The 19,101-nt window shown below is 67.4% G+C and carries 11 protein-coding genes; 9 read left to right on the forward strand and 2 right to left on the reverse strand.

Features of this window, described 5'->3' with window-relative positions; genetic code table 11:
- Positions 1-1,288, forward strand: a 1,288-nt coding sequence (locus Q4A20_RS08775) for an ATP-binding protein (protein ID WP_368502462.1), incomplete at its 5' end; no start/stop codon positions are given.
- Positions 1,289-1,576: 288 nt separating this feature from the next.
- On the opposite strand, the gene Q4A20_RS08780 is transcribed toward Q4A20_RS08775, so the two are convergent.
- Both Q4A20_RS08780 and Q4A20_RS08785 read right to left on the reverse strand, forming a co-directional pair.
- Positions 1,577-2,608, reverse strand: coding sequence for a hypothetical protein (locus tag Q4A20_RS08780; protein WP_303122352.1), 1,032 nt, complete (start codon positions 2,606-2,608; stop codon positions 1,577-1,579).
- Positions 2,609-3,134: 526 nt separating this feature from the next.
- The gene (locus tag Q4A20_RS08785) at positions 3,135-4,661 is read right to left on the reverse strand and encodes a CCA tRNA nucleotidyltransferase (RefSeq protein WP_303122353.1); all 1,527 of its coding nucleotides are present in this window, start codon (positions 4,659-4,661) and stop codon (positions 3,135-3,137) included.
- Between the two features lie 66 nt (positions 4,662-4,727).
- Between Q4A20_RS08785 and Q4A20_RS08790 the strand changes: the two genes are divergently transcribed.
- The 8 genes from Q4A20_RS08790 to Q4A20_RS08825 all read left to right on the forward strand — a co-directional run bounded on the left by Q4A20_RS08790 (position 4,728) and on the right by Q4A20_RS08825 (position 18,999).
- The gene (locus Q4A20_RS08790; RefSeq protein ID WP_303122354.1) at positions 4,728-5,237 is read left to right on the forward strand and encodes an NUDIX hydrolase; all 510 of its coding nucleotides are present in this window, start codon (positions 4,728-4,730) and stop codon (positions 5,235-5,237) included.
- Positions 5,234-7,576 carry a DUF6049 family protein gene (locus Q4A20_RS08795; protein ID WP_303122355.1) on the forward strand — a complete coding sequence of 781 codons (2,343 nt, stop codon included), beginning with the start codon at positions 5,234-5,236 and terminating at the stop codon, positions 7,574-7,576. Before Q4A20_RS08790 ends, Q4A20_RS08795 begins: the two co-directional genes overlap by 4 nt.
- Before the next feature lie 125 nt (positions 7,577-7,701).
- Positions 7,702-11,334, forward strand: a complete 3,633-nt coding sequence (locus Q4A20_RS08800; protein WP_303122356.1) for a lipid II flippase MurJ — start codon at positions 7,702-7,704, stop codon at positions 11,332-11,334.
- 94 nt (positions 11,335-11,428) lie between these two features.
- Positions 11,429-12,355 carry a thioredoxin-disulfide reductase gene (gene trxB, locus Q4A20_RS08805; protein WP_303122357.1) on the forward strand — a complete coding sequence of 309 codons (927 nt, stop codon included), beginning with the start codon at positions 11,429-11,431 and terminating at the stop codon, positions 12,353-12,355.
- A gap of 83 nt (positions 12,356-12,438) precedes the next feature.
- Positions 12,439-12,765 (forward strand): thioredoxin, encoded by a 327-nt coding sequence (gene trxA / locus Q4A20_RS08810; RefSeq protein ID WP_303122359.1) that lies wholly within the window; start codon positions 12,439-12,441, stop codon positions 12,763-12,765.
- A 716-nt stretch (positions 12,766-13,481) separates the two neighbouring features.
- Positions 13,482-15,002 (forward strand): threonine synthase, encoded by a 1,521-nt coding sequence (locus Q4A20_RS08815; RefSeq protein ID WP_303122361.1) that lies wholly within the window; start codon positions 13,482-13,484, stop codon positions 15,000-15,002.
- Positions 15,003-16,665: 1,663 nt separating this feature from the next.
- On the forward strand, positions 16,666-17,973 hold the full coding sequence (locus Q4A20_RS08820; RefSeq protein WP_303122363.1) for a PLP-dependent aminotransferase family protein: 1,308 nt from the start codon (positions 16,666-16,668) through the stop codon (positions 17,971-17,973).
- Between the two features lie 39 nt (positions 17,974-18,012).
- Positions 18,013-18,999 (forward strand): ATP-grasp domain-containing protein, encoded by a 987-nt coding sequence (locus Q4A20_RS08825; protein WP_303122364.1) that lies wholly within the window; start codon positions 18,013-18,015, stop codon positions 18,997-18,999.
- The last annotated feature ends 102 nt before the right edge of the window (positions 19,000-19,101 follow it).

The following is a 19,101-nucleotide window of genomic DNA, read 5'->3' on the forward strand; positions in this document are numbered from 1 at the left end:
CCCCTACCAGAGAGGACCCCTCGCGGGAATTGCCACCACACTACGAGACCCACCCCGCGTCGTCGACGCCCAGCTTGGTCGGCTGCTCGAAATCGGCGGCGCCGTAGTCATCGAGGGCCCCCGCGCCTGCGGCAAGACCATGACCGGCCTGAATGCCGCCCGCTCCTGCGCCTTCCTAGACGACGACGCCACCCGCCGTCTGATCGACCTCGCCCCCGACGCCGTCCTGGACGGTGATCGACCCCGCTTGCTCGACGAGTGGCAATTGGCTCCACAGCTGTGGAACCAGGTCCGTCGCGCCGTAGATTCGGCAACGCAGCCGGGAGCCTTCATCCTCACCGGATCCGCCGTTCCGGCCGACGACGCCACCCGCCACACCGGCGCCGGACGCTTCCTGCGCATGCGCGAACGCACCATGACGTGGTTCGAACGCGGCAATTCTACGGGCGCGGTGAGCCTCGAGGCCCTCATTGCTGGCGATCGGCCCGCTACGAGTGCGACTGCGAACTCCTACCACGACGTCGTCGACGCGCTCGCACGCACGGGCTTCCCAGCGCTGGCCGAGCTGGAACCCGCGGCAACGGCGGTGGCATTGAACGGCTACCTGGACGATGTCGTCCGGGCGGACCTGGGACGAATGGCTAAGACCCGCCACAAGCCCATGGTCATGCGCGCACTCGTCCGTGCTCTGGCCCGGGCCACGGCAGCCGAGGTCTCCTGGCGAACCCTGGTCAAGGACCTGCGTCAGTTCGCCCCGAATACTCGCCCCGAAACCGTGTCCCGCTACGTGGACCTGTTGGAGCGGCTATTCATCGTCGAGCGTATCCCCGCCTGGGCGGTAGGGCTGCGCTCACGCGCCCGCCTGCGCACCGCGCCGAAGTTTCACCTGGCCGATCCCGCGCTCGCCGTCACCGCATTGAACGCGGACGCCACACAGCTCACGGCGGACCCCGAGACCACCGGCTTCCTCTTTGAGAGCGCCGTCGTCCACGATCTACTCGTCTTCACCGAGGCAATCGGCGGCCAGGTGCACCACTACCGTGACTCCAATGGCCACGAGCTTGACGCCGTGCTCACCTTCACCGGCGGCCGGTGGGCCGCGGTCGAGGTGAAACTGGGTGCCTCCCAGATCGAGAAGGGCGCCCGTTCGCTGGCCCGCACCGTGCAGCAGATTGACACCGCCATGGTCGGGGAGCCGGCGCTCAAGCTGGTGGTCACCGGCACCGGCCCGACGGCCACCCTGCCGGACGGCACCGTGACCTGCCCGCTGACCGTCCTCGGCCCCTGACGCAGAACGCCCTCAGCCACCGCGCGCGCCAGCCCCGAGGACCTTTACTACGCCGGTTCGGGGACTACTACGCCACTTCGCGGTTGATCGAAGGCCTCTGGGGCCTTCAATCAACCGCGAACCGGCGTACCCAACGCCCAAGTGGCGTAGTAGACGAGCCGGACCGTGTGCCGCCGCCTGGGGTTGCAGCCCACCTCCAGGGGATGAGGCAGGGAACCGGGCCGCGTACACCCGGCGCCTGAGGCTCGCCCCTTCAGCCGAAGCGGGACATCGGCCCGAGCCACGCCCCTACAGCCACAGGTCCCGACGCCGACGCACCCCGCGCATGACCTCCGCCGGGAACAGTCCCTCCACTCGGCGCACCAGGCGCTCGGGATCGGCCAGCTCCCGCCACTCGAAGCGATGCACCGTCCACCCGCCGCGACGCAGCACCATTTCCCGCTGCTTCTCCGCGCGTACATCCGCCGCCGTCGCCAGCTTGCCGTAGCCGTCGAACTCCAGGTCGACCATGGCGCTGTTCACGGCGAGGTCGAGGAAGTACTCGCGTGCGTCGTCGCCGATCCAGCGGCGCTGCGTCACCGGTTCAGGCAGCCCGGCAACGCCGACCGCCCAACGCAGCACGCTCTCGCCCGGCGACTCCGCGAAGGGGTCCGCACACTCCACCGCGATCCTGGCACGGCGCTTGCCGTTGCGTCGCCCCTGCCCCTCAACCATTTGCATCAGCCGTGCGCGCGCCGCGTCGATATCCAGCTCGCCGTAGCAACGTCGGTTGAAACGGTCGGGTCGGCACACCACCCGTAGCGCGGCGTCCACCACCGGCAGCGACTCGCGCACCGGCAGGTCGAAGGCGCAGTCCATGGCCGTGCGCAGCGGGGTGGTCACCCGCAGCCCGCCCACGTTGATGACCTCCTCCGGCGCCGGCGCGACTGTTGAGCGCCGCAGGCTCACTCGACGGCCGCGGCGCCTGCCCTCCGGTGCCCCGTACATCACGGCGGGGAGAGTCAAGGTGTTGTGCGTCCGCTTCCCGGGCACCGCCAGACGGATATGCGGCTCGGACTCCAGGATGGGCAGTCCCAGCACCACCGCCGCCGCCTCGTGGGTCAACGCGATTGCCGACGGCGAGGCCCGCAACGCCGCCTCGCAGCGCGCCAGGGTGACGAGCTGCTTGACGCGCCACGGTGGCGTATCCCGGTCGGGTATCGCCATGTAACCGCCGCGAGCCACCCGCACGAGGTCACCTCTGGCAGCCAAGTCGCCGGCGGAGCGGTCGGCGGTGAACAACATGCGGGGGCGGTCGGGCGGCGTCGGATAGTGCTGCATGTCAGCAGCCTTGCTACGGGCCGACTGTCGCGCCACCGGGCCCCGCGAGCTCTGTGGATTGGGGTGTCGCGAACGCTGCCTGTGGACGCCGGTGAAAGGTCGGTGGCAGTGACCGGCCGGGCTATAGCCCGGTTGAGCTCCACCTCACGCGTAGCCAGACGGCAACGCACCGGACCAGCCAGACCATGGCGCACTGGGTGTCCAAGCCGAACGACGGTCCACTGAGTACCACCACCCCACCAGTGGCCGCGTCAGTCCGCGTCGCCGAGACCCCACTCGTCTACTACGCCGGTTCGGGGACTACTACGCCACTTCGGGGTCGGTTGAAGACCTCCGAAGCCTTCAACCGACCCCGAACCGGCGTACCCAACACCGAAGTGGCGTAGTGGAGCGGGCAGCAGACGACAATGTGCGGGCCGCGCCGCGCGCATCCCGCCAGCACCCGCCGACGGCGACACCCGCAGTGTCAACTCGCCGCGCGCATCCCGCCAGCACCCGCCGATGACGACGCCGACGCCGCCAGCGCTTACTTCTCGCCGCGCGCCGCCCACCAGGAGTGCAGCGCCTCGCGCGCCAAGTCCTCGCCCAGGGGACCCTTCTCCATGCGCAGGTCCATGAGGAAGCGGTAGGCCTCGCCGACCACCGGGCCGGGCCCGACGCCGAGCTCGGCCATGATCTGCTTACCGTCCAAGTCCGGGCGGATGGCGGCCAACTCCTCCTCCTCGCGCAGCCGCGCGATGCGGGCCTCCAGATCGTCGTAGGCGGCGTCCAGCATGTGGGCCTTACGCCGGTTCCGGGTGGTCACATCTGCGCGGGTCAGCCGGTGCAGACGCTCCAGCAGTGGCCCGGCGTCGGCCACGTAACGGCGCACGGCGGAGTCGGACCAGGCGGCGTCGGCGTAGCCGTGGAAGCGCAGATGCAGCTCCACCAGGCGGGAGACGTCCTTAATGGTCTGCTTGTCGAAGCGCAGGGCACGCATGCGCTTGGCGGTCATGCGGGCACCGACGTGGTCGTGCCCGTGGAAGGTGACGGTGCCGTCGCGCAGGAAGCGTCGGGTGGCGGGCTTGCCGATGTCGTGGAAGATCGCCGCCAGGCGCAGCACCAGGTCCGGGCCGGGTACGGGCCCGTCCGGCCCGGTCTCCAGGTCGATCGCCTGATCCAGCACGGTCAGGGTGTGCTCATAGACGTCCTTGTGGCGTTTGTGCTCATCGACGGTCTCCTGCAGGGCGGCCAGTTCAGGCAGGACGATGTCGGCCACGCCGGTGTGCACCATGAGTTCCAGCCCCCGGCGCGGCCAGGGTGCCAGCAGCAGTCGCTCCAGTTCGGCCCGCACGCGCTCGGCGGACACGATCTTCAGTCGCGTCGCCATGTCGGTCATGGCGGCCAGCACGTCGGGCTCGACGTCGAATCCGAGCTGGGCGGCGAAGCGGGCGGCCCGCATGATCCGCAGTGGGTCATCGTCGAAGGACTGCTCGGCGGACACAGGGGTGCGCAGCACGCCCGCGAGCAGGTCCTCGAAACCGCCGTGGGGATCGACCAGTTCCAGTTCCGGCAGCCGCAGCGCCATCGCATTGACGGTGAAGTCACGACGCGTGAGGTCACCCACAAGGCTGTCGCCGTAGGCGACGGCGGGCTTGCGGGAGTCGACCTCGTACTCCTCGGTGCGGTAGGTGGTGACCTCGACGATCGTCTCGCCCCTGCGCGCACCTATGGTGCCGAAGGCCTTGCCGACATCCCAGCAGGCGTCGCCCCACTCCTGCAGAATTGTCTCGGTCTGCTCGGGACGGGCGGAGGTGGCGCAGTCCAGATCGTGCGGTACGACGCCGAGGAAGGCGTCGCGCACCGGCCCACCCACCAGCGCGAGCTCGTGTCCGGCGGCGGCGAAGCGGCGTCCCAGGTCGTGCAGGGACGTCGGCAGCTTGCGCAGGGCTCGGCGAGCGGTGGGGGTCAGGCCGGCTGCGTCGGGGCGCTCATCGGGGACGACGGCGGCGCGGGCACGGCGCTCCGGGCGCGAGGCGGGCGTGGTGGCGGGGGCGGTCGGGCGGTCGGTCATCGACCTAAGCCTGCCACGCTGACGCCAAGGAGGCCGATCCTCGGGCGGACCGCCTAGAGTGTTCCCATGTCCTCCCATCGCTCTCGTTTGCCCCGCGCCGATAACCGGCCCGGGCGCACGGCCGCGCCTTCACTGCCGGTCATAGACGAGACTAGTGCCGGCGGGTTGATCATCGACGTGCAGAACGGGCAGGCGGTGACCGCCGTGATTGCGCGCCGCAACCGGGGAGGACGACTGGAGTGGTGTCTGCCGAAGGGACACTTGGAGGGTGAGGAGACCGCTGAGGAGGCCGCCGTACGGGAGATCGCGGAGGAGACCGGCATAATCGGCCGCGTGTTGCGGCATCTGGCTACCGTGGACTACTGGTTCGCCGGTGAGGATCACCGGGTGCACAAGGTCGTCCACCACTTCCTGCTGGAGGCACTCGGCGGCAGGCTCACCACCGAGAACGATCCCGACCATGAGGCGGAGGAAGTCGAATGGGTCACCCTGGAGGACGTCGGCCGCCGCCTGGCCTATCCCAATGAGCGACGGATCGTCGCCGCCGCCAGGGAGATCCTGGTGGGTGACGGGTGAGCCCCGCCCAGGCGCCCCGCCGCCCGCAGGTCTCGCGCGCCGTCCGCCGAGTGCTGACGGCGGTGCTGGCCATGCTCGTACTGGTTGGCGCAACGGTGGCGGCCCCAGCCGGCACCGCACAGGCGGCTACCCGTATCACCGCAGCCGGTGGCCTGTCCGGTACCACCGAACTCCCCGCCGTTGCGGGCAGCGTGGTTCCGGCCGACAACATTGCCGATACCGAGGACGATGAGGCGGCCGGACAGGTTCACCTGTCCGTGACGAGTCTGGCGCCGGAGGTCGTGAGCACCGGGGAGGACGTCACCGTCGCGGGCACGATCACCAACCACACCGACCAGACACTCACGGAGCTCACACTGGTCATACAGGTACAACCGCGCACCGAGGTGACCACGAACGGTCTGGCCTCCTGGCTGGCCGACGAGCAGGACACGCCACTGACAACCGTCGCCCTGCAGACGCTTCAGGGGCAGGTGGCGCCCGGGGCGGAACTGGACTTCAGGGTCACCGTCAGTTCCGACGATCTGCCGCTGACCGGCACCGACCAGTGGGGTCCGCGCGGCGTCCAGGTGGCCCTCACTCAGGGCTACACCACCCTCACTCAGGATCGCACCATACTGCTGTGGAACCCGGGCGTACGGGTCAGCCCCACGCGGGTGACCGCCTTTGTGCCGGTGACGGCCTCACCGGCGGAACTGACGGCGCTCGTCGCCGCCACACCGAACCCGGACGCCGAGGCCACGCCCACGGCGAGCGCCACCGGCACCACCGAGTCCACAGGCGCCGCTGACGCGCCGGACGCGGCCACCGGTGACGCGAGTTCGGCCCAGACGCTAGCCGCTCTACGTGAACGCGTGCTCGGGCTGCTGAGCCTGGCCGGAGACGGCATCGTCCTGGCCGTCGACCCACTCCTACTGCGGGCACTCGGCCTGAACTCCGCCACCCGGGACTCCACTACCGCATCCGACTCCGCTACCGCGTCGGCGGGCGCCACGAGCAGCGCCACCCCCGGATCGGATCCGGCCGCAACCGACCTCACCGAACTCGCCCTGAGTCTGGCCTCGGCCCTGGAAACCGGCGACGTGGTCGCCCTGCCGTGGGCAGACGCCGACCTGACAGCACTCGCCCACCAGGGTGAGTCCGCGCTGATCGAATCCGCCCTGGAGCGGACTGCGACCAGCGAGGCGGCGCAGTCCGGCGCCTCCACTTCCGTCTTCTGGTCAGCCGGCGCCCTGGACCGTACTACCCTCACCGCCCTGCCCGAGTCGGTGACCACCGTCGTCGCCGCCCCCGGCGATGCACCCGTCGCCGTGGACCTGACCTACACGCCGTCAGGCACCATGACGCTGGACGGGCGCACCGTGCTCATCCCGGATGCGGGGCTGTCGGCGGCGGCGGGCGGCATCCTGGTCACCGACCAGGGGGAGATGGGCATGTCCAACCTAGACGCCCTCCAACTGCTGCGCGGGCAGACGGCCATCCTGACCCGCCAGGCCCCGGCCCTAAGCCGCGACATCGTGGTGGCCGTCCCCCGCGCGGCAGCCGCCGTCACGGATCCTGAGGTGCTCGCCAAACGCCTGAACGCCCTGATCAACTCCACTTGGACCGAGCCGCGGAACCTGGATTCGCTGCTCGCCTCCGCCGCCGACGCCGCGAGCGCCGGCACCGAGGTGATGCGGGTCGAACTGCCGGACTCTTCCAGTGGGGAGGGGGAGGTGACGGCGATGACCCTGTCGGCGGCGCGGGACGCCTCCACCCGTCTGAAGTCGGTCGGCTCGATCCTGACCGACCCCGAGCGCGCCCTGGGGCTGTCCACCGACGTGCTGGCACTGACGTCGTCGGCGACCTGGCGGGCGGACGAGGGCGCCTGCACCACCATGATCTCCAAGGCGCGCACCCAAGGCGAAACGGTGACCGGTTCCCTGGCTGCGGCGCCGTCGAGCACCATCAACCTGATCTCCTCGGCGGCCGATCTGCCGGTGCGGATCGTCTCCTCCCTGGATCAGGATGTGACGGTCCAGGTGCATCTGACGTCCAGTTCCACGCGGCTGCAGACCAATGAGGACATCACCGTCACGGTTCCCGCACGCGGGCAGGTGACGGCGAGTGTTCCGGTGACCGCCGTCGGCTCCGGCAACGTCGACCTGACCATTCAGCTGAATTCCAAGGACGGGACGAGTGTCGGCACACCTTCCACGGTGCACCTGCGGGTGCGGGCCGACTGGGAGAATGTGGGCACGCGTGTCCTCAGCGGGATTCTGGTGTTCCTGCTCGTCGCCGGCATCGTCCGGACCGTGCGCCGGGGCCGCCGCACCGCCACACCCAGGGAGCGCAGATGAAGCACAACGGGAGCAGACCCCGCAATCCCGGGCCGGATTCATCGGGGCGTCAGTCCGGTCCGTCCTCGAGTAAGCAGTCCCGTGCGGGCGGGTCGGCACCTTCGATCGCCCGTTCCAGCGCTGTCATGGCCGCGGGCACACTCGCCTCCCGCATCCTCGGCCTGGTGCGCAATGCGCTGCTGGTAACGGCCCTGGGGGCGACCGCCTCCGGAGCGGCGGACGCCTTCAACACCGCCAATACGGTGCCCACCCAGTTGTACAACCTGCTGATCGGGGGCATTCTCAACGCGATCCTGGTACCGCAGATCGTGCGGGCCCTGCGTCAGCGCAACGGGGAGGAACTGGTCAACCGATTGCTGACGGCGGCCTCCGCCGTCATCGCCGCCGTGGCCGCACTGCTGACCGTGGCCGCGCCGCTGGTGATCATGGCCTACGCCTCCGGCCTGGGACGCTGGCAGCCGCTCGCCTTCGCCTTCGCCTTCTGGTGCATGCCGCAGATCTTCTTCTACGGGCTGTACGCCCTGTGGGGGCAGGTGCTCAACGCCCGCTCCAGCTTCGGGCCGTACATGTGGTCGCCGGTGCTGAACAACGTCATCTCGATCGTCTCGATCATGGCCTATTTGCAGATCTACGGCCGCTACACCGCCGGGCAGGACCCCGGCATCTGGGACGCGGGGCGCATCGCCCTGATCGGGGCGACGACGACGCTCGGCATCGCCGCCCAGGCGCTGATCCTGTACATCCCGCTGGTCCGCTCGGGTTTCCGCCCTCGACTCATCTTCGGTGTGCGCGGCACGGGTCTGGGCAGTATGTCCAAGGTGGCGTCGTGGGCGCTGCTGGGTACGGGCATCGTCTCGCTGGGGGATCTGGCGGCCACGAACTTGGGCTCGCGCGCGGTGACGGCTGCGGAGTCGGCCGCCTACGCGGATGTGATCGTCCCATCGACGACGATGTACGCCAACGCCCAGCTGGTGTACATGTTGCCGCAGTCCCTGGTCACCACCTCGGTCATCACCGCCCTGTTCACCCGCATGAGCGAGAAGGCGGCCGCTGGGGATCGTGAGGGCGTGCGTGACGATCTGTCGTTGGGGCTGCGCTCGATCGCCGTGTTCACGGTCCTGTTCGCCGCCGGGATCGGCACCCTGGCAGCCCCGGCGCTACAGGTGTTCGTCCCGTCGCTGTCTTTGGAGCAGGCGACCGCCTCCGCCCCGATCCTGACGGTGTTGGCCGTAGGCATCGTGGGGCAGGGCGTGTGGTTCACCATGCAACGGGTCATGCTCGCCTATGCAGACACCAAGCGGCTGCTCATCGCCGACACGGTGGTGGGTGTCATCCCGGTGGTGTTCTGTTTCGCCGCCTATATGTTGGCTCCGGCCAACCACTGGATGACGTGGGCGGCGGTGGCGTCGGCCACCTGCCAGATCGCCGGCTTCCTCGTACTGGTTCCACTGATTCGCCGTCATCTTCCCGACCTGGATGGGCCGCGGATCGTGGGGACCTATACGCGCCTGATCCTTGCGGCGCTACCCGCGGTGCTGGTGGGTCTGGGTGTGCGACGCGTGCTCGGCCCGACCGACGGCTCCCTGACCGGCTCCCGCCCGGTGGACGCGCTGGTCACCGTAATGGTGGTGGCGGTGGTCATGTCGGTGGTCTACCTGGCAGGCGCCAAGCTTCTGCGCGTGCAGGAGTTGGACGTGTTCTTCCGCCCGCTCTCTCGCATCGTGACCAAGATCGGACGGATGCTACCCGGGCCCGCGGGCCGGGCCGTAGTGGCCTTGGGCCGGGCCCTGGCGCCCGCCCCACCGGCCGACGCCGCAGCGGAGCCGGCCCTGGTACTGCCGCCGTCCTTCCCACCGGCCGCCCATCCGTTGACTCCGGCGCCTCCGCCGCCTACGGCGAGTATCGGTTTCGCCCCGTCTGCCGTCTGGCCCGCCGATCCGGCTAGACTCGCTTTTAATACACAGTTGATTCCGGTAGTGGGAGGTGACCTCATGGCAGACGCTACGCCGATCGGCTCCGGCCGATACGAGCTGTTGTCCACGATGCCCACGACGCTGCCGCGTGTCGTGCGACACCTGGGCCGCGATACGATCCTGGACCGCCAGGTCACCGTGCTCATGCTGACCGACGCCACCCCGCACCGCCGTGAGGTGCTGGAGGCGGCCACCCGTGCCGTCCTGGTAGACGATGCCCGCATCCAGCGCGTCTACGACGTCGAAACGACCGCGCCGTCGTTCATCGTCACCGAACCGATCACCGGCCGGACCTTCTCGGCGCTGGTCGGCCAGGGGCTACGGGCGGATCAGGTGCGTGCCATCGTCGGCGAGGCAGCTCAGGCCCTGGACGCCTGTTCGCGCCGTGGCCTGCACCACCTGAATCTCTCGCCGGATTCCGTGCGGGTGCGCCCGGATGGCACCGTGCAGGTCTCCGGCGTTGGCGTGGAGGCGGCCGCGCTCGGACTCGAGGCGCGGATGACCTCCGACCCGCTGGCCCCCGATCGTGCGGACGCCCGCGCCCTGGTGGAACTGCTGTACTTCGGTTTGACCGGACGCTGGCCGGGCAAGCACGCGGGCCTGCCCGCCGCACCCATGGCCGGTGGGGCGCCCGTGCCGCCCTCACAGATCGCCGCCACCCCGGACCGCGTCGACGCCGAGATCGATCAACTCGTCGCCCGCACCTGGGGTCCGCCCGAGAACATGCCGCAAAGCGCGGCCCAGGTGGCGCACACACTGGTTCCATGGGATACCAGCAGCCTGTCCGGCTTGGTTTCCGCCCCGGCACCCGAGCCGCGTCAGTCCGCCACACCCGAGGCGCCTACCTCCGATTCCGCAGCAGCCTCCACGATCACTGGTATGGCTGGGGGTGTCCTGTCCCGGTTGCGGCGCATCTCCACGGCCCGTGCCGTCCCCCCGGCCGAGACCCGCGCTCCGGCGCCGACGCCGGCTCCGCCCCCCCCACCGACTCCCGCACAGCCGGTCGCCTCGACGCCGCCGGCCCCGGTCGCCAGCACCCCGGCCAACGCCGCTGTACCCGCCGGTCCGCTCCCGTCGGCCGGCGAAGCGATGCTGCCTCGACACGAGGAGTACCGCTCGACGCCGACTACGGGCGAGGAGGACGAGCAGGAACGTGCGGTTAACCGCACCACCACGGTTGTGCTCATCGTGGTGGTGGCCACGGTGTTGGTGGGCGTGTTCTTCGCCGTCAACAACCTGCTCGGCCTGGCCGGCGTGAAGTTCCAGGACGATGACATTCCCGCGGCCAAGACCGTGCCCACCGCGTCGGAGGCGGCCCCGCCCGATGCGGGTACGCAGGAGCAGCAGACACGGCCCTCCGCGACCATCACACCGGCATCCGCCCAGGCACTGGACCCCTTCGGGGACAACAACGAGCACCCGGAGAACGCCGGTCTGGTCGTTGACGGCAACACCGACGGGGCCTGGTCCTCGCGCTTCTACTACGAGTCCTCCCTGGCCTGGAAGCAGGGCATCGGTATGGCGGTGACCCTGGAGCAGGAGGCCGCGGTCACCGGCGTGGACATCCAGGGGACCGGCTCTGGCGGCCACGTCCAGGTGCGCGCCACGACTGCAGAGGATCCGACCGGTGGCACACTGCTGGCCGAGGGCGCCTTCACCGGGGGCACGACCTCCTTCGACTTCGATGCCGCCAACGCACGAACGATCGTGCTCTGGGTGACTGAGATGCCGACGGCATCCGACGGTCAATATAAGGTGACTATTTCAGAGATCACATTTAGATAGGCGGTTCCACTGGAACAAAGGGCTCCGCGCCACGGTTCACGGTCTGTAAGCCTCGGGCGCATTCGGCGTCCGGGTGTCACGAGCGAGGAGAGTCATGATCCACGACGTCGTCATTGTCGGTTCCGGACCCGGAGGCTACACCGCGGCGATCTACGCCGCCCGTGCCCAGTTGAAGCCGATCGTGCTCGCCGGCTCCGTTACCGCCGGCGGCGCGCTGATGAACACTACCGAGGTGGAGAACTACCCCGGCTTCGGCGAGGGAATCATGGGTCCCGACCTGATGACTCAGATGCAGGAGCAGGCCGAGCGCTTCGGTGCTGACGTCCGCTTCGAGGACGTCACCGCCCTGGAGCTGACCGGAGACATCAAGCGCATCACCACCGATGACGCCGTCTACGAGGCCCGCGCGGTGATCCTGTCCACTGGCTCGGAGTACCGCAAGCTCGGACTCGACGGCGAGGACCGGTTGTCCGGTCACGGTGTCTCGTACTGCGCCACCTGTGACGGATTCTTCTTCAAGGACAAGCCGATCGTCGTCGTCGGCGGCGGAGACTCCGCCATGGAGGAGGCAACCTTCCTGTCGCGCTTCGGCTCCACGGTGACCGTGGTGCACCGGCGGGACCAGCTGCGCGCCAGTGCGGTCATGGCCGCTCGCGCCGAGGCCGACCCGAAGATCGACTTCGCCTGGAACTCCCGGGTGGTGGCCCTGAACGGGGCCGAGGCCCTGGAGTCGGTGACCCTTGAGGACACCGTCACCGGCGAGCGGCGCGACATTCCGGCCGCCGGACTGTTCGTGGCCATCGGGCAGGTTCCGCGCTCACAGCTGGTGGCGGGTGTACTTGACTTGGACGAGGCCGGCTATATCAAGGTGGACTCGCCCTCCCAGCGCACCAATTTGCCCGGCGTCTTCGCCTGCGGCGACGTGGCTGATCCGCATTACCAGCAGGCGGTCACCGCCGCCGGCTCCGGCTGCCGGGCCGCGCTGGACGCCGAGGCCTACCTGTCCGGGCTCGACGCCTGAAGTAGATCCGTCCACGGGTCTATTAACAGCCGGGCCGATTCACTTCCATTCCATCCATATTCACACATTCTTGAGGAGAACCCATGTCAGATCCCATCACCGTCACCGACGCGACCTTCGACGCCGAGGTCATGCAGTCCGAGGTCCCGGTTGTCATCGACTTCTGGGCCGAGTGGTGCGGCCCCTGCCGCCAGATGGCACCCGTTGTGGACGAGGTGGCGGCCGAGCTGGGCGAGCGGGCCAAGTTCGTGAAGGTGGACGTGGACGCCAACCCCGCCACCGCCCGTTCCTTCGGGGTGCGTTCCATCCCGACCTTCGCGGTTGTATCCGGGGGCGAGGTGGTGCATCAGTTCGCCGGTTCCCGCCCCAAGCCTTCCTTCAAGGCGCAGCTGGAGAAGGTCATCGCCTGACCGTGGGACTTGCGCGCCGTGCCCGGTTAACGGGCTGTGGGGCGCCGCCCCCGCAAGAATGTCGCAGATCGGCACAAACGCCGGGACCAGTCACCGACCCTTACGGCAAAGCCGCGTGATTCCAACGATCGTCGGCGGGCCCAAAGAGCCCGCCGACGCGTTTGTGCCGATCTCGGACATTCCTCAGCACTGACACCCACGCTCGCCGACACGAGCCTCCGACGACCGCGCCGGCTAATGAGGCGCCAAGGATCAAGGATGGCAGTTTATGGGCTCTTCCGGCTTGAGAGGTGCGGTGGGGTGGGGGTGTCTGCTGCGCTGGTTGGGCGTTAACAACGCTACTTAACCTTCTGCTGTACACCTCAGAACCCTTCAACAGACCACTAACAGGCGTTGTTAACCCCGAAGTAGTGCAGCAGACGGCCAAGTAGCGCAGCAGATGAGCCCGCTCCTGCGCCTGACGCACCCAACCATCAATATCCCCATGCGCCCGCCCCACAGCATCATCAAGCTCATCAACCATCGGGAACCACACTCCTGAATACGCTCAACCAGAACGCCACCTATCAGATATGTGTCGTGTCCAACCGCGCCTACCACAAGGGTTCTTCATCACGTCCGCCTCCGCTCCGGGAGACACCGCACTGCCTGCCAGGGCGAAGGTGCCGGTCGCATAGAATGGGAGCGCATTACCACGGAGCACGAGAGGGCGGCACATGCAGCACCGCACGCAGGACACGAGCTATGTCTCCACCCGGGGCGGTATGGAGCCCGCAGGCTTCTTGGACGTGCTTCTATCGGGGCTGGCTCCCGACGGCGGCCTGGCTGTCCCCACCGAGGTCCCGCACCTGACCGCCAGCACCCTGGAGTCCTGGCGGTCATTGAGTTATCCGGAGCTTGCAGCAGAAGTAATCGGTCTGTATGCCACTGATATTCCGGCCACGGATCTGCAGGCCCTGACGGCCGCCGCCTACGGTCCAGGGCACTTCCCGCCGCCCGTGGTGCCGCTGCGCCCGGCGGGCGCCGTCGCCCCCGGCCTTGCCCTCGTAGGCCTGTCCGAGGGGCCGACCATGGCCTTTAAAGACCTTGCTATGCAGTTCCTCGGCCAGGCCATCCCCTACACACTGTCCCGAGAAGGTCGGGTACTCAACATCCTCGGCGCCACCAGTGGGGATACCGGCTCGGCCGCCGAGCACGCCTTCCGCGGACGCGATGGCGTCAGCGTCTTCATGCTCTCCCCACAGGGACGCATGAGCGATGTACAGCGCGCCCAGATGTACTCCCTGGCTGACCCCAACATTCACAACATCGCCGTCGAAGGCGTCTTCGACGACTGCCAGAACCTGGTAAAGGCAATCAACAACGATCCCGACTTCAAGACCGAACACTCCATCGGCGCTGTCAACTCCATTAACTTCGGGCGCATCGCCGCCCAGGTCGTCTACTACGTGTGGGCCTGGCTGCGCGCCTCCGACCATCTACGCATTGCTGCCCCGGGTGAGAGTGAGGCCGCACGAACTCATGGAGGCGCAGACGCACCGCACCACGAAACAGGCGTCGAGGCCGCCTGCTTCAGCATCGACGTGGCCGTTCCCAGCGGTAACTTCGGCAATATCTATGCCGGCCACCTGGTCCGCACCATGGGTGTGCCCATCCGCCGCCTGATACTGGCCACCAATGAGAACAATGTGCTGGACGAGTTCTTCTCCACCGGTGTCTATCGGCCCCGGTCGAGTGGGCAGACCCTGGCCACCTCCAGCCCCTCCATGGACATCTCGAAAGCCTCCAACCTGGAGCGCTTCATCTGGACGCTGCTGGGCCCGGAGGAGTTCCAGTCCCGCTGGCCCGAACTTGAGCGCACCGGAGTGCTGGACCTGTCCGACCGGCTCGTGCGGATGCGCAAGGACTTCGGATTCATCTCCGGCACCTCTACGCACGCCGACCGGATAACCGCCATCCGGCGAGTGCACGAGGCCACCGGCGCCCCGATCGACCCGCATACTGCCGACGGCGTCGCTGTGGCCTTGCGCGCCATGGAACCCGGTTTCCCAACCCTGGTGCTGGAGACGGCCCGCCCGGAGAAGTTCCCCGAGACCGTGGCCGAGGCGCTGGGAGCCCCGCAAGCCGTGCCGCCCACGATTCATAGACTGCTCAACGCCGAACAGCATGTGGTCAATATCCCTTGCGATGAGAGTCGCCTGCGCGCACTCATTGCCACAGACGCACTGCGGCCCTGACCCGGTCGCCACAGAACGACGACCAGGGATGCCCGGCATGTTTCACGTGAAACACTCCGCACCACCGAAGTCCGAACTCTCACGTTGACGCCTCCTGATCGCCGACCAATCGGCTCTTATGCATATCTTCGTGTTTGTGGGTGTGGTGATTCGGGTCGGGCGCTGCGGTGTGGAGGTCGTCTTCGGTGGGTGCCGGTGCGCCGAAGACGACCTTCTCATCTCCAAGCCCTCCACGTTCGGGAGGGTTTGGGGCGCAAGAGACGTTCTCGCCAGGCCTGGGTCGTTCTCGGGGCGATGAGGACGTCCTCGGGCAGGCGGGAACGTTGTCGGGCGGGAGGGGACGAGCTCGGGCAGGTGGTGTTGCGCCCGAGACGATTCGTTGGAATCGTCGAGTTTATGCGGGCGCCGGATCACGATCGTAGCCGTTAGCGGTGCCGATCTCGGCACCTCACCCGCACCACCGCACACACCCTCAGCAACCCAGACACCCACACCAGCAGCCGCCCATCGGCCCACCACACCCACACACACGAAGCGCCGTATGCCACCAGGTCCCGGGGCAGTTACATGAAGGTGGCCGGGTAGACGTCGTGCGCGTGGTGCAGGTCGTGAGGACCTCCGGCCGGGAGTATCGCCTAACGGTTAGGGATGACCTGAACTCACAATCGTTCAGGCGCACCTCCGATTCATCCTCGGAACTCTCACCCGACAAGTCCGTAGGGCGGCACCCGATAAGCTGCGGGGCTACGGACGCCGCCGTTACCTGAGCGCACCTCCGCTCCCTGCACATGCACCGAACAGGGTAGTCGACCTGAATCGGAGCCCACACCGTAGACGTCTGCGCGATGCCAGTCGTTGCCCAGAAGGTTGATTTCGAACGCTGAACCCGAAAGAGTGATTGCTGGTAGGGGCGTAACGGAGTGAGTGTTTCACGTGAAACACTCCGCCCTCAGACGTGCGTTCTGACGTAGCCAACAGTCGCCTCCACCACTACACGCCTTCAGCGCCGGGCTGGGACCAGCATCCAGACGTCGATACATGCATCCCGCTGCCTCAGCGCAGGCGGGGGCGAGCACGGCCACAGCGGAACGGGGTACTGGAAACCCAACGTGATCAGCGACCCTTGAGCGGCGACTATCGTGTGCCGACCCGCGCGATCTCAGCCGTCCCGTGGCTCACCGAGAAATGAGCCCGCCGATCATCAACAGGGCCTGACAAACCGACGCGAACCCTACGGCGAACCCATCCAGTGATCGGGCGCACGCGCACCTCCCCGGTGGCAGCGGCAGTCCTCCCACATCCATTCCGCGTGTCTTGAACCCGCACACTGGAACATACGCAAGTGGCCTCAGTCAGATCCGGCAATGTTTCACGTGAAACTGTTAACCAGGGACGAGTGCGTCCGGCGCGCCGATGAACTCGGCTCCGAGCCGTCTCGGGTATCAGCAGACCTTCCATCGACGTGCATGTGGATGTTTCACGTGAAACATCCAAAGAGTCGTTGACCCCCGCTTAGTCTTGACACCCCCGAGTACAACGACGCTACCGTGTCCGGTTAACGTCTGCGCTCCACAGCGTGATGTTTCACGTGAAACATCACCGAATACCCTGATCGTGGCAAACTGGTCCCAGAGACACAACACCCGCCGGGAGGGATGACCACGTGAATGAGAGCAACCCACAACGAGGCAACCGGCTGGATCCCTGGCTCGACTCCTACGCTACTCGTGCGTATGGACTACGCGAGTCCGAGACCCGCTCCCTGTTCGCCGTCGCATCCCGGCCTGAAGTGGTATCGCTCGCCGGCGGCATGCCCAACCTCAAGGACCTGCCCTTGGACGAACTCGCCGAGGCCACGGCCCGCATGATCCGGAAGGACGGCGGTCGTGCACTCCAGTATGGCAACGGCCAGGGCCTTCCGCGGCTGCGCGAGCAGATTCCCGAAGTCATGGCCTTAGAGGGAATCGACGCCTACCCCGAAGACGTCGTCATCACCACCGGTTCCCAGCAGGCGGTCGACATCGTCACCGAGCTTTTCATTGATCCCGGGGACGTCATTCTCACCGAGGCGCCCACCTATGTCGGCTCACTGTCTATCTTCTCCACCTACCAGGCGGACATCCAACAGGCTCCCATCGACGCCGACGGCGTCATTCCTGAGATGCTGGAGCAGACCATAGCTGAGCTCGAGCGCCAGGGACACCGAGTCAAGTTCTTCTACTGCCTGCCCAACTTCCACAACCCCGCCGGAGTCACTCTGTCGGAGGAGCGCCGCCCCCAGGTAATCGAGATTTGTCGCCGACACCACGTGCTCATCATTGAGGACAATCCCTACGGCCTACTCGACTTCCAGGGCCGTACGCACACCGCCTTGAAGACTCTGGCGCCCGACGACGTCGTATACCTGGGCTCCTTCTCCAAGATCTTCGCCCCGGGGTACCGCGTGGGCTGGGCCGTGGCACCATCGGCCGTGCGTGAGAAGATGAAGCTCGCATCAGAGGCCGCGATTCTGTGCCCGAGCTCGGTGGGCCAGTTCTCCATCTCCACCTACCTGGACAACTTCGACTGGCGCGGCCAGATTCAGGACTTCCGCACCATGTACCGCAGGCGGCGGGACGCCATGGTAGAGGCCCTTGCGGAGCACATGCCTATGTGCACGTGGAACGTTCCCGAAGGCGGTTTCTACGTCTGGGTGGGTCTGCCCAAGGGACTCGACGCCAAGGAGATGCTGCCGCGAGCCGTGACCAACCTGGTCGCCTATGTCTCCGGTACCGCCTTCTACGCCGGCGGCCGGGCCGGGCGCGACCATATGCGCCTGTCCTTCTGTTACCCGGAACCGGTTGACATCCGCGAAGGCGTCCGGCGGCTATCGGAGGTCGTCAAACACGACCTTGACCTGATCGACCTCTTCGGCCCTGCTAAACAGCGCCCGTCCGGCGGCGTCTCAGCCCCATCACCGGATCAGGTATGAATCATGTCCCGCACCGAGTCGAACCATTAAGGAGCCGCCATGTCCGACACCCCTGAAGCCAAGCCCGGCGCACCCTTGCGCATCGCCGTAATCGCAGGCGGACTCAGCCACGAACGCGATGTCTCGCTGCGCTCCGGACACCGGGTCATGAACATACTCAAGCACCTCGGGCACACCGTAGTCGTCCTCGATGTAGACGCCCGCACGATCCCTTCACTCCGAGCCTTCAGTCCCGACGTCGTCTGGCCTCTGGTACACGGAGGCCACGGGGAGGACGGCGGTCTACAGAATGTGCTCATCGCCCTCGGACTGCCCTATGTGGGTACGCATTCCGACGGTTGTCAACGCGCATCCTTCAAACCCACCGCCAAGGCCTCGGTGCGTGCGGCCGGAGTCCGCACACCGGACTCGGTGACGCTGCCGAAGGCGTACTTCAGCCAGCTCGGCGCACAGGATGTGCTCGGTGTCGTCGCCGGCCACCTCGGATTGCCGGTAGTGGTCAAACCGAATCAGGGCGGATCCGGACTGGGAGTCTCCTACGCTTCCAACGCGGATGAGTTGCGCACCGCCATGGTGTCCTGCTTCGCCTACGATGAGCGCGCCCTGATCGAGAACTACGTCGAGGGAACCGAACTCGCGGTGTCCGTAGTCGACACCGGTGACGGCCCACGCGCGCTGCCGCCGGTGGAGGTTGTTTCACAGGGCCGCTACGACTTCGATGCCCGCTACAACCCGGGACGCTCCGAGTACTTCGTTCCGGCGCGCCTGGAGGACGACCTTCTGCACTTGGTGCAGGACATGGCCGTCACCGTCCACAGCACGCTCGGTCTGGGTAACCTCTCGCGCACCGACATCATTCTAGACGCCGAAGCCACACCCTGGTTCATCGACGTCAATGTGGTCCCCGGTATGACCGAGGTGTCTTTGCTCCCAATGGCCGCGAATGCCGATGGAGACCTGGCTGGACTCTACGACCAGCTGGTCCGTCATCCCGCTGTGCGGCCGCAACCACACAATGTTCCTTAGCCGAGGCGCACTCCGCGTGCCGTAGCGGGATCTGAATTAGTGGTACGCGGCTGAAGCAGGTGCCCGGGGCCGGGATGTTTCACGTGAAACATCCCGGCCTCC

It is taken from the genome of Actinomyces sp., from assembly GCF_030530635.1.
Lineage (GTDB): Bacteria > Actinomycetota > Actinomycetes > Actinomycetales > Actinomycetaceae > Actinomyces.

Excerpts from the sequence above, each read along its gene's own strand:
- Q4A20_RS08790 (WP_303122354.1), top strand. The coding sequence starts at position 4,728 with ATGTCCTCCCATCGCTCTCGTTTGCCCCGCGCCGATAACCGGCCCGGG.
- trxB (WP_303122357.1), top strand. The coding sequence starts at position 11,429 with ATGATCCACGACGTCGTCATTGTCGGTTCCGGACCCGGAGGCTACACC.
- Q4A20_RS08800 (WP_303122356.1), top strand. The coding sequence starts at position 7,702 with ATGGCCGCGGGCACACTCGCCTCCCGCATCCTCGGCCTGGTGCGCAAT.
- Q4A20_RS08825 (WP_303122364.1), top strand. The coding sequence starts at position 18,013 with ATGTCCGACACCCCTGAAGCCAAGCCCGGCGCACCCTTGCGCATCGCC.
- Q4A20_RS08780 (WP_303122352.1), bottom strand. The coding sequence starts at position 2,608 with ATGCAGCACTATCCGACGCCGCCCGACCGCCCCCGCATGTTGTTCACC.
- trxA (WP_303122359.1), top strand. The coding sequence starts at position 12,439 with ATGTCAGATCCCATCACCGTCACCGACGCGACCTTCGACGCCGAGGTC.
- Q4A20_RS08815 (WP_303122361.1), top strand. The coding sequence starts at position 13,482 with ATGCAGCACCGCACGCAGGACACGAGCTATGTCTCCACCCGGGGCGGT.
- Q4A20_RS08785 (WP_303122353.1), bottom strand. The coding sequence starts at position 4,661 with ATGACCGACCGCCCGACCGCCCCCGCCACCACGCCCGCCTCGCGCCCG.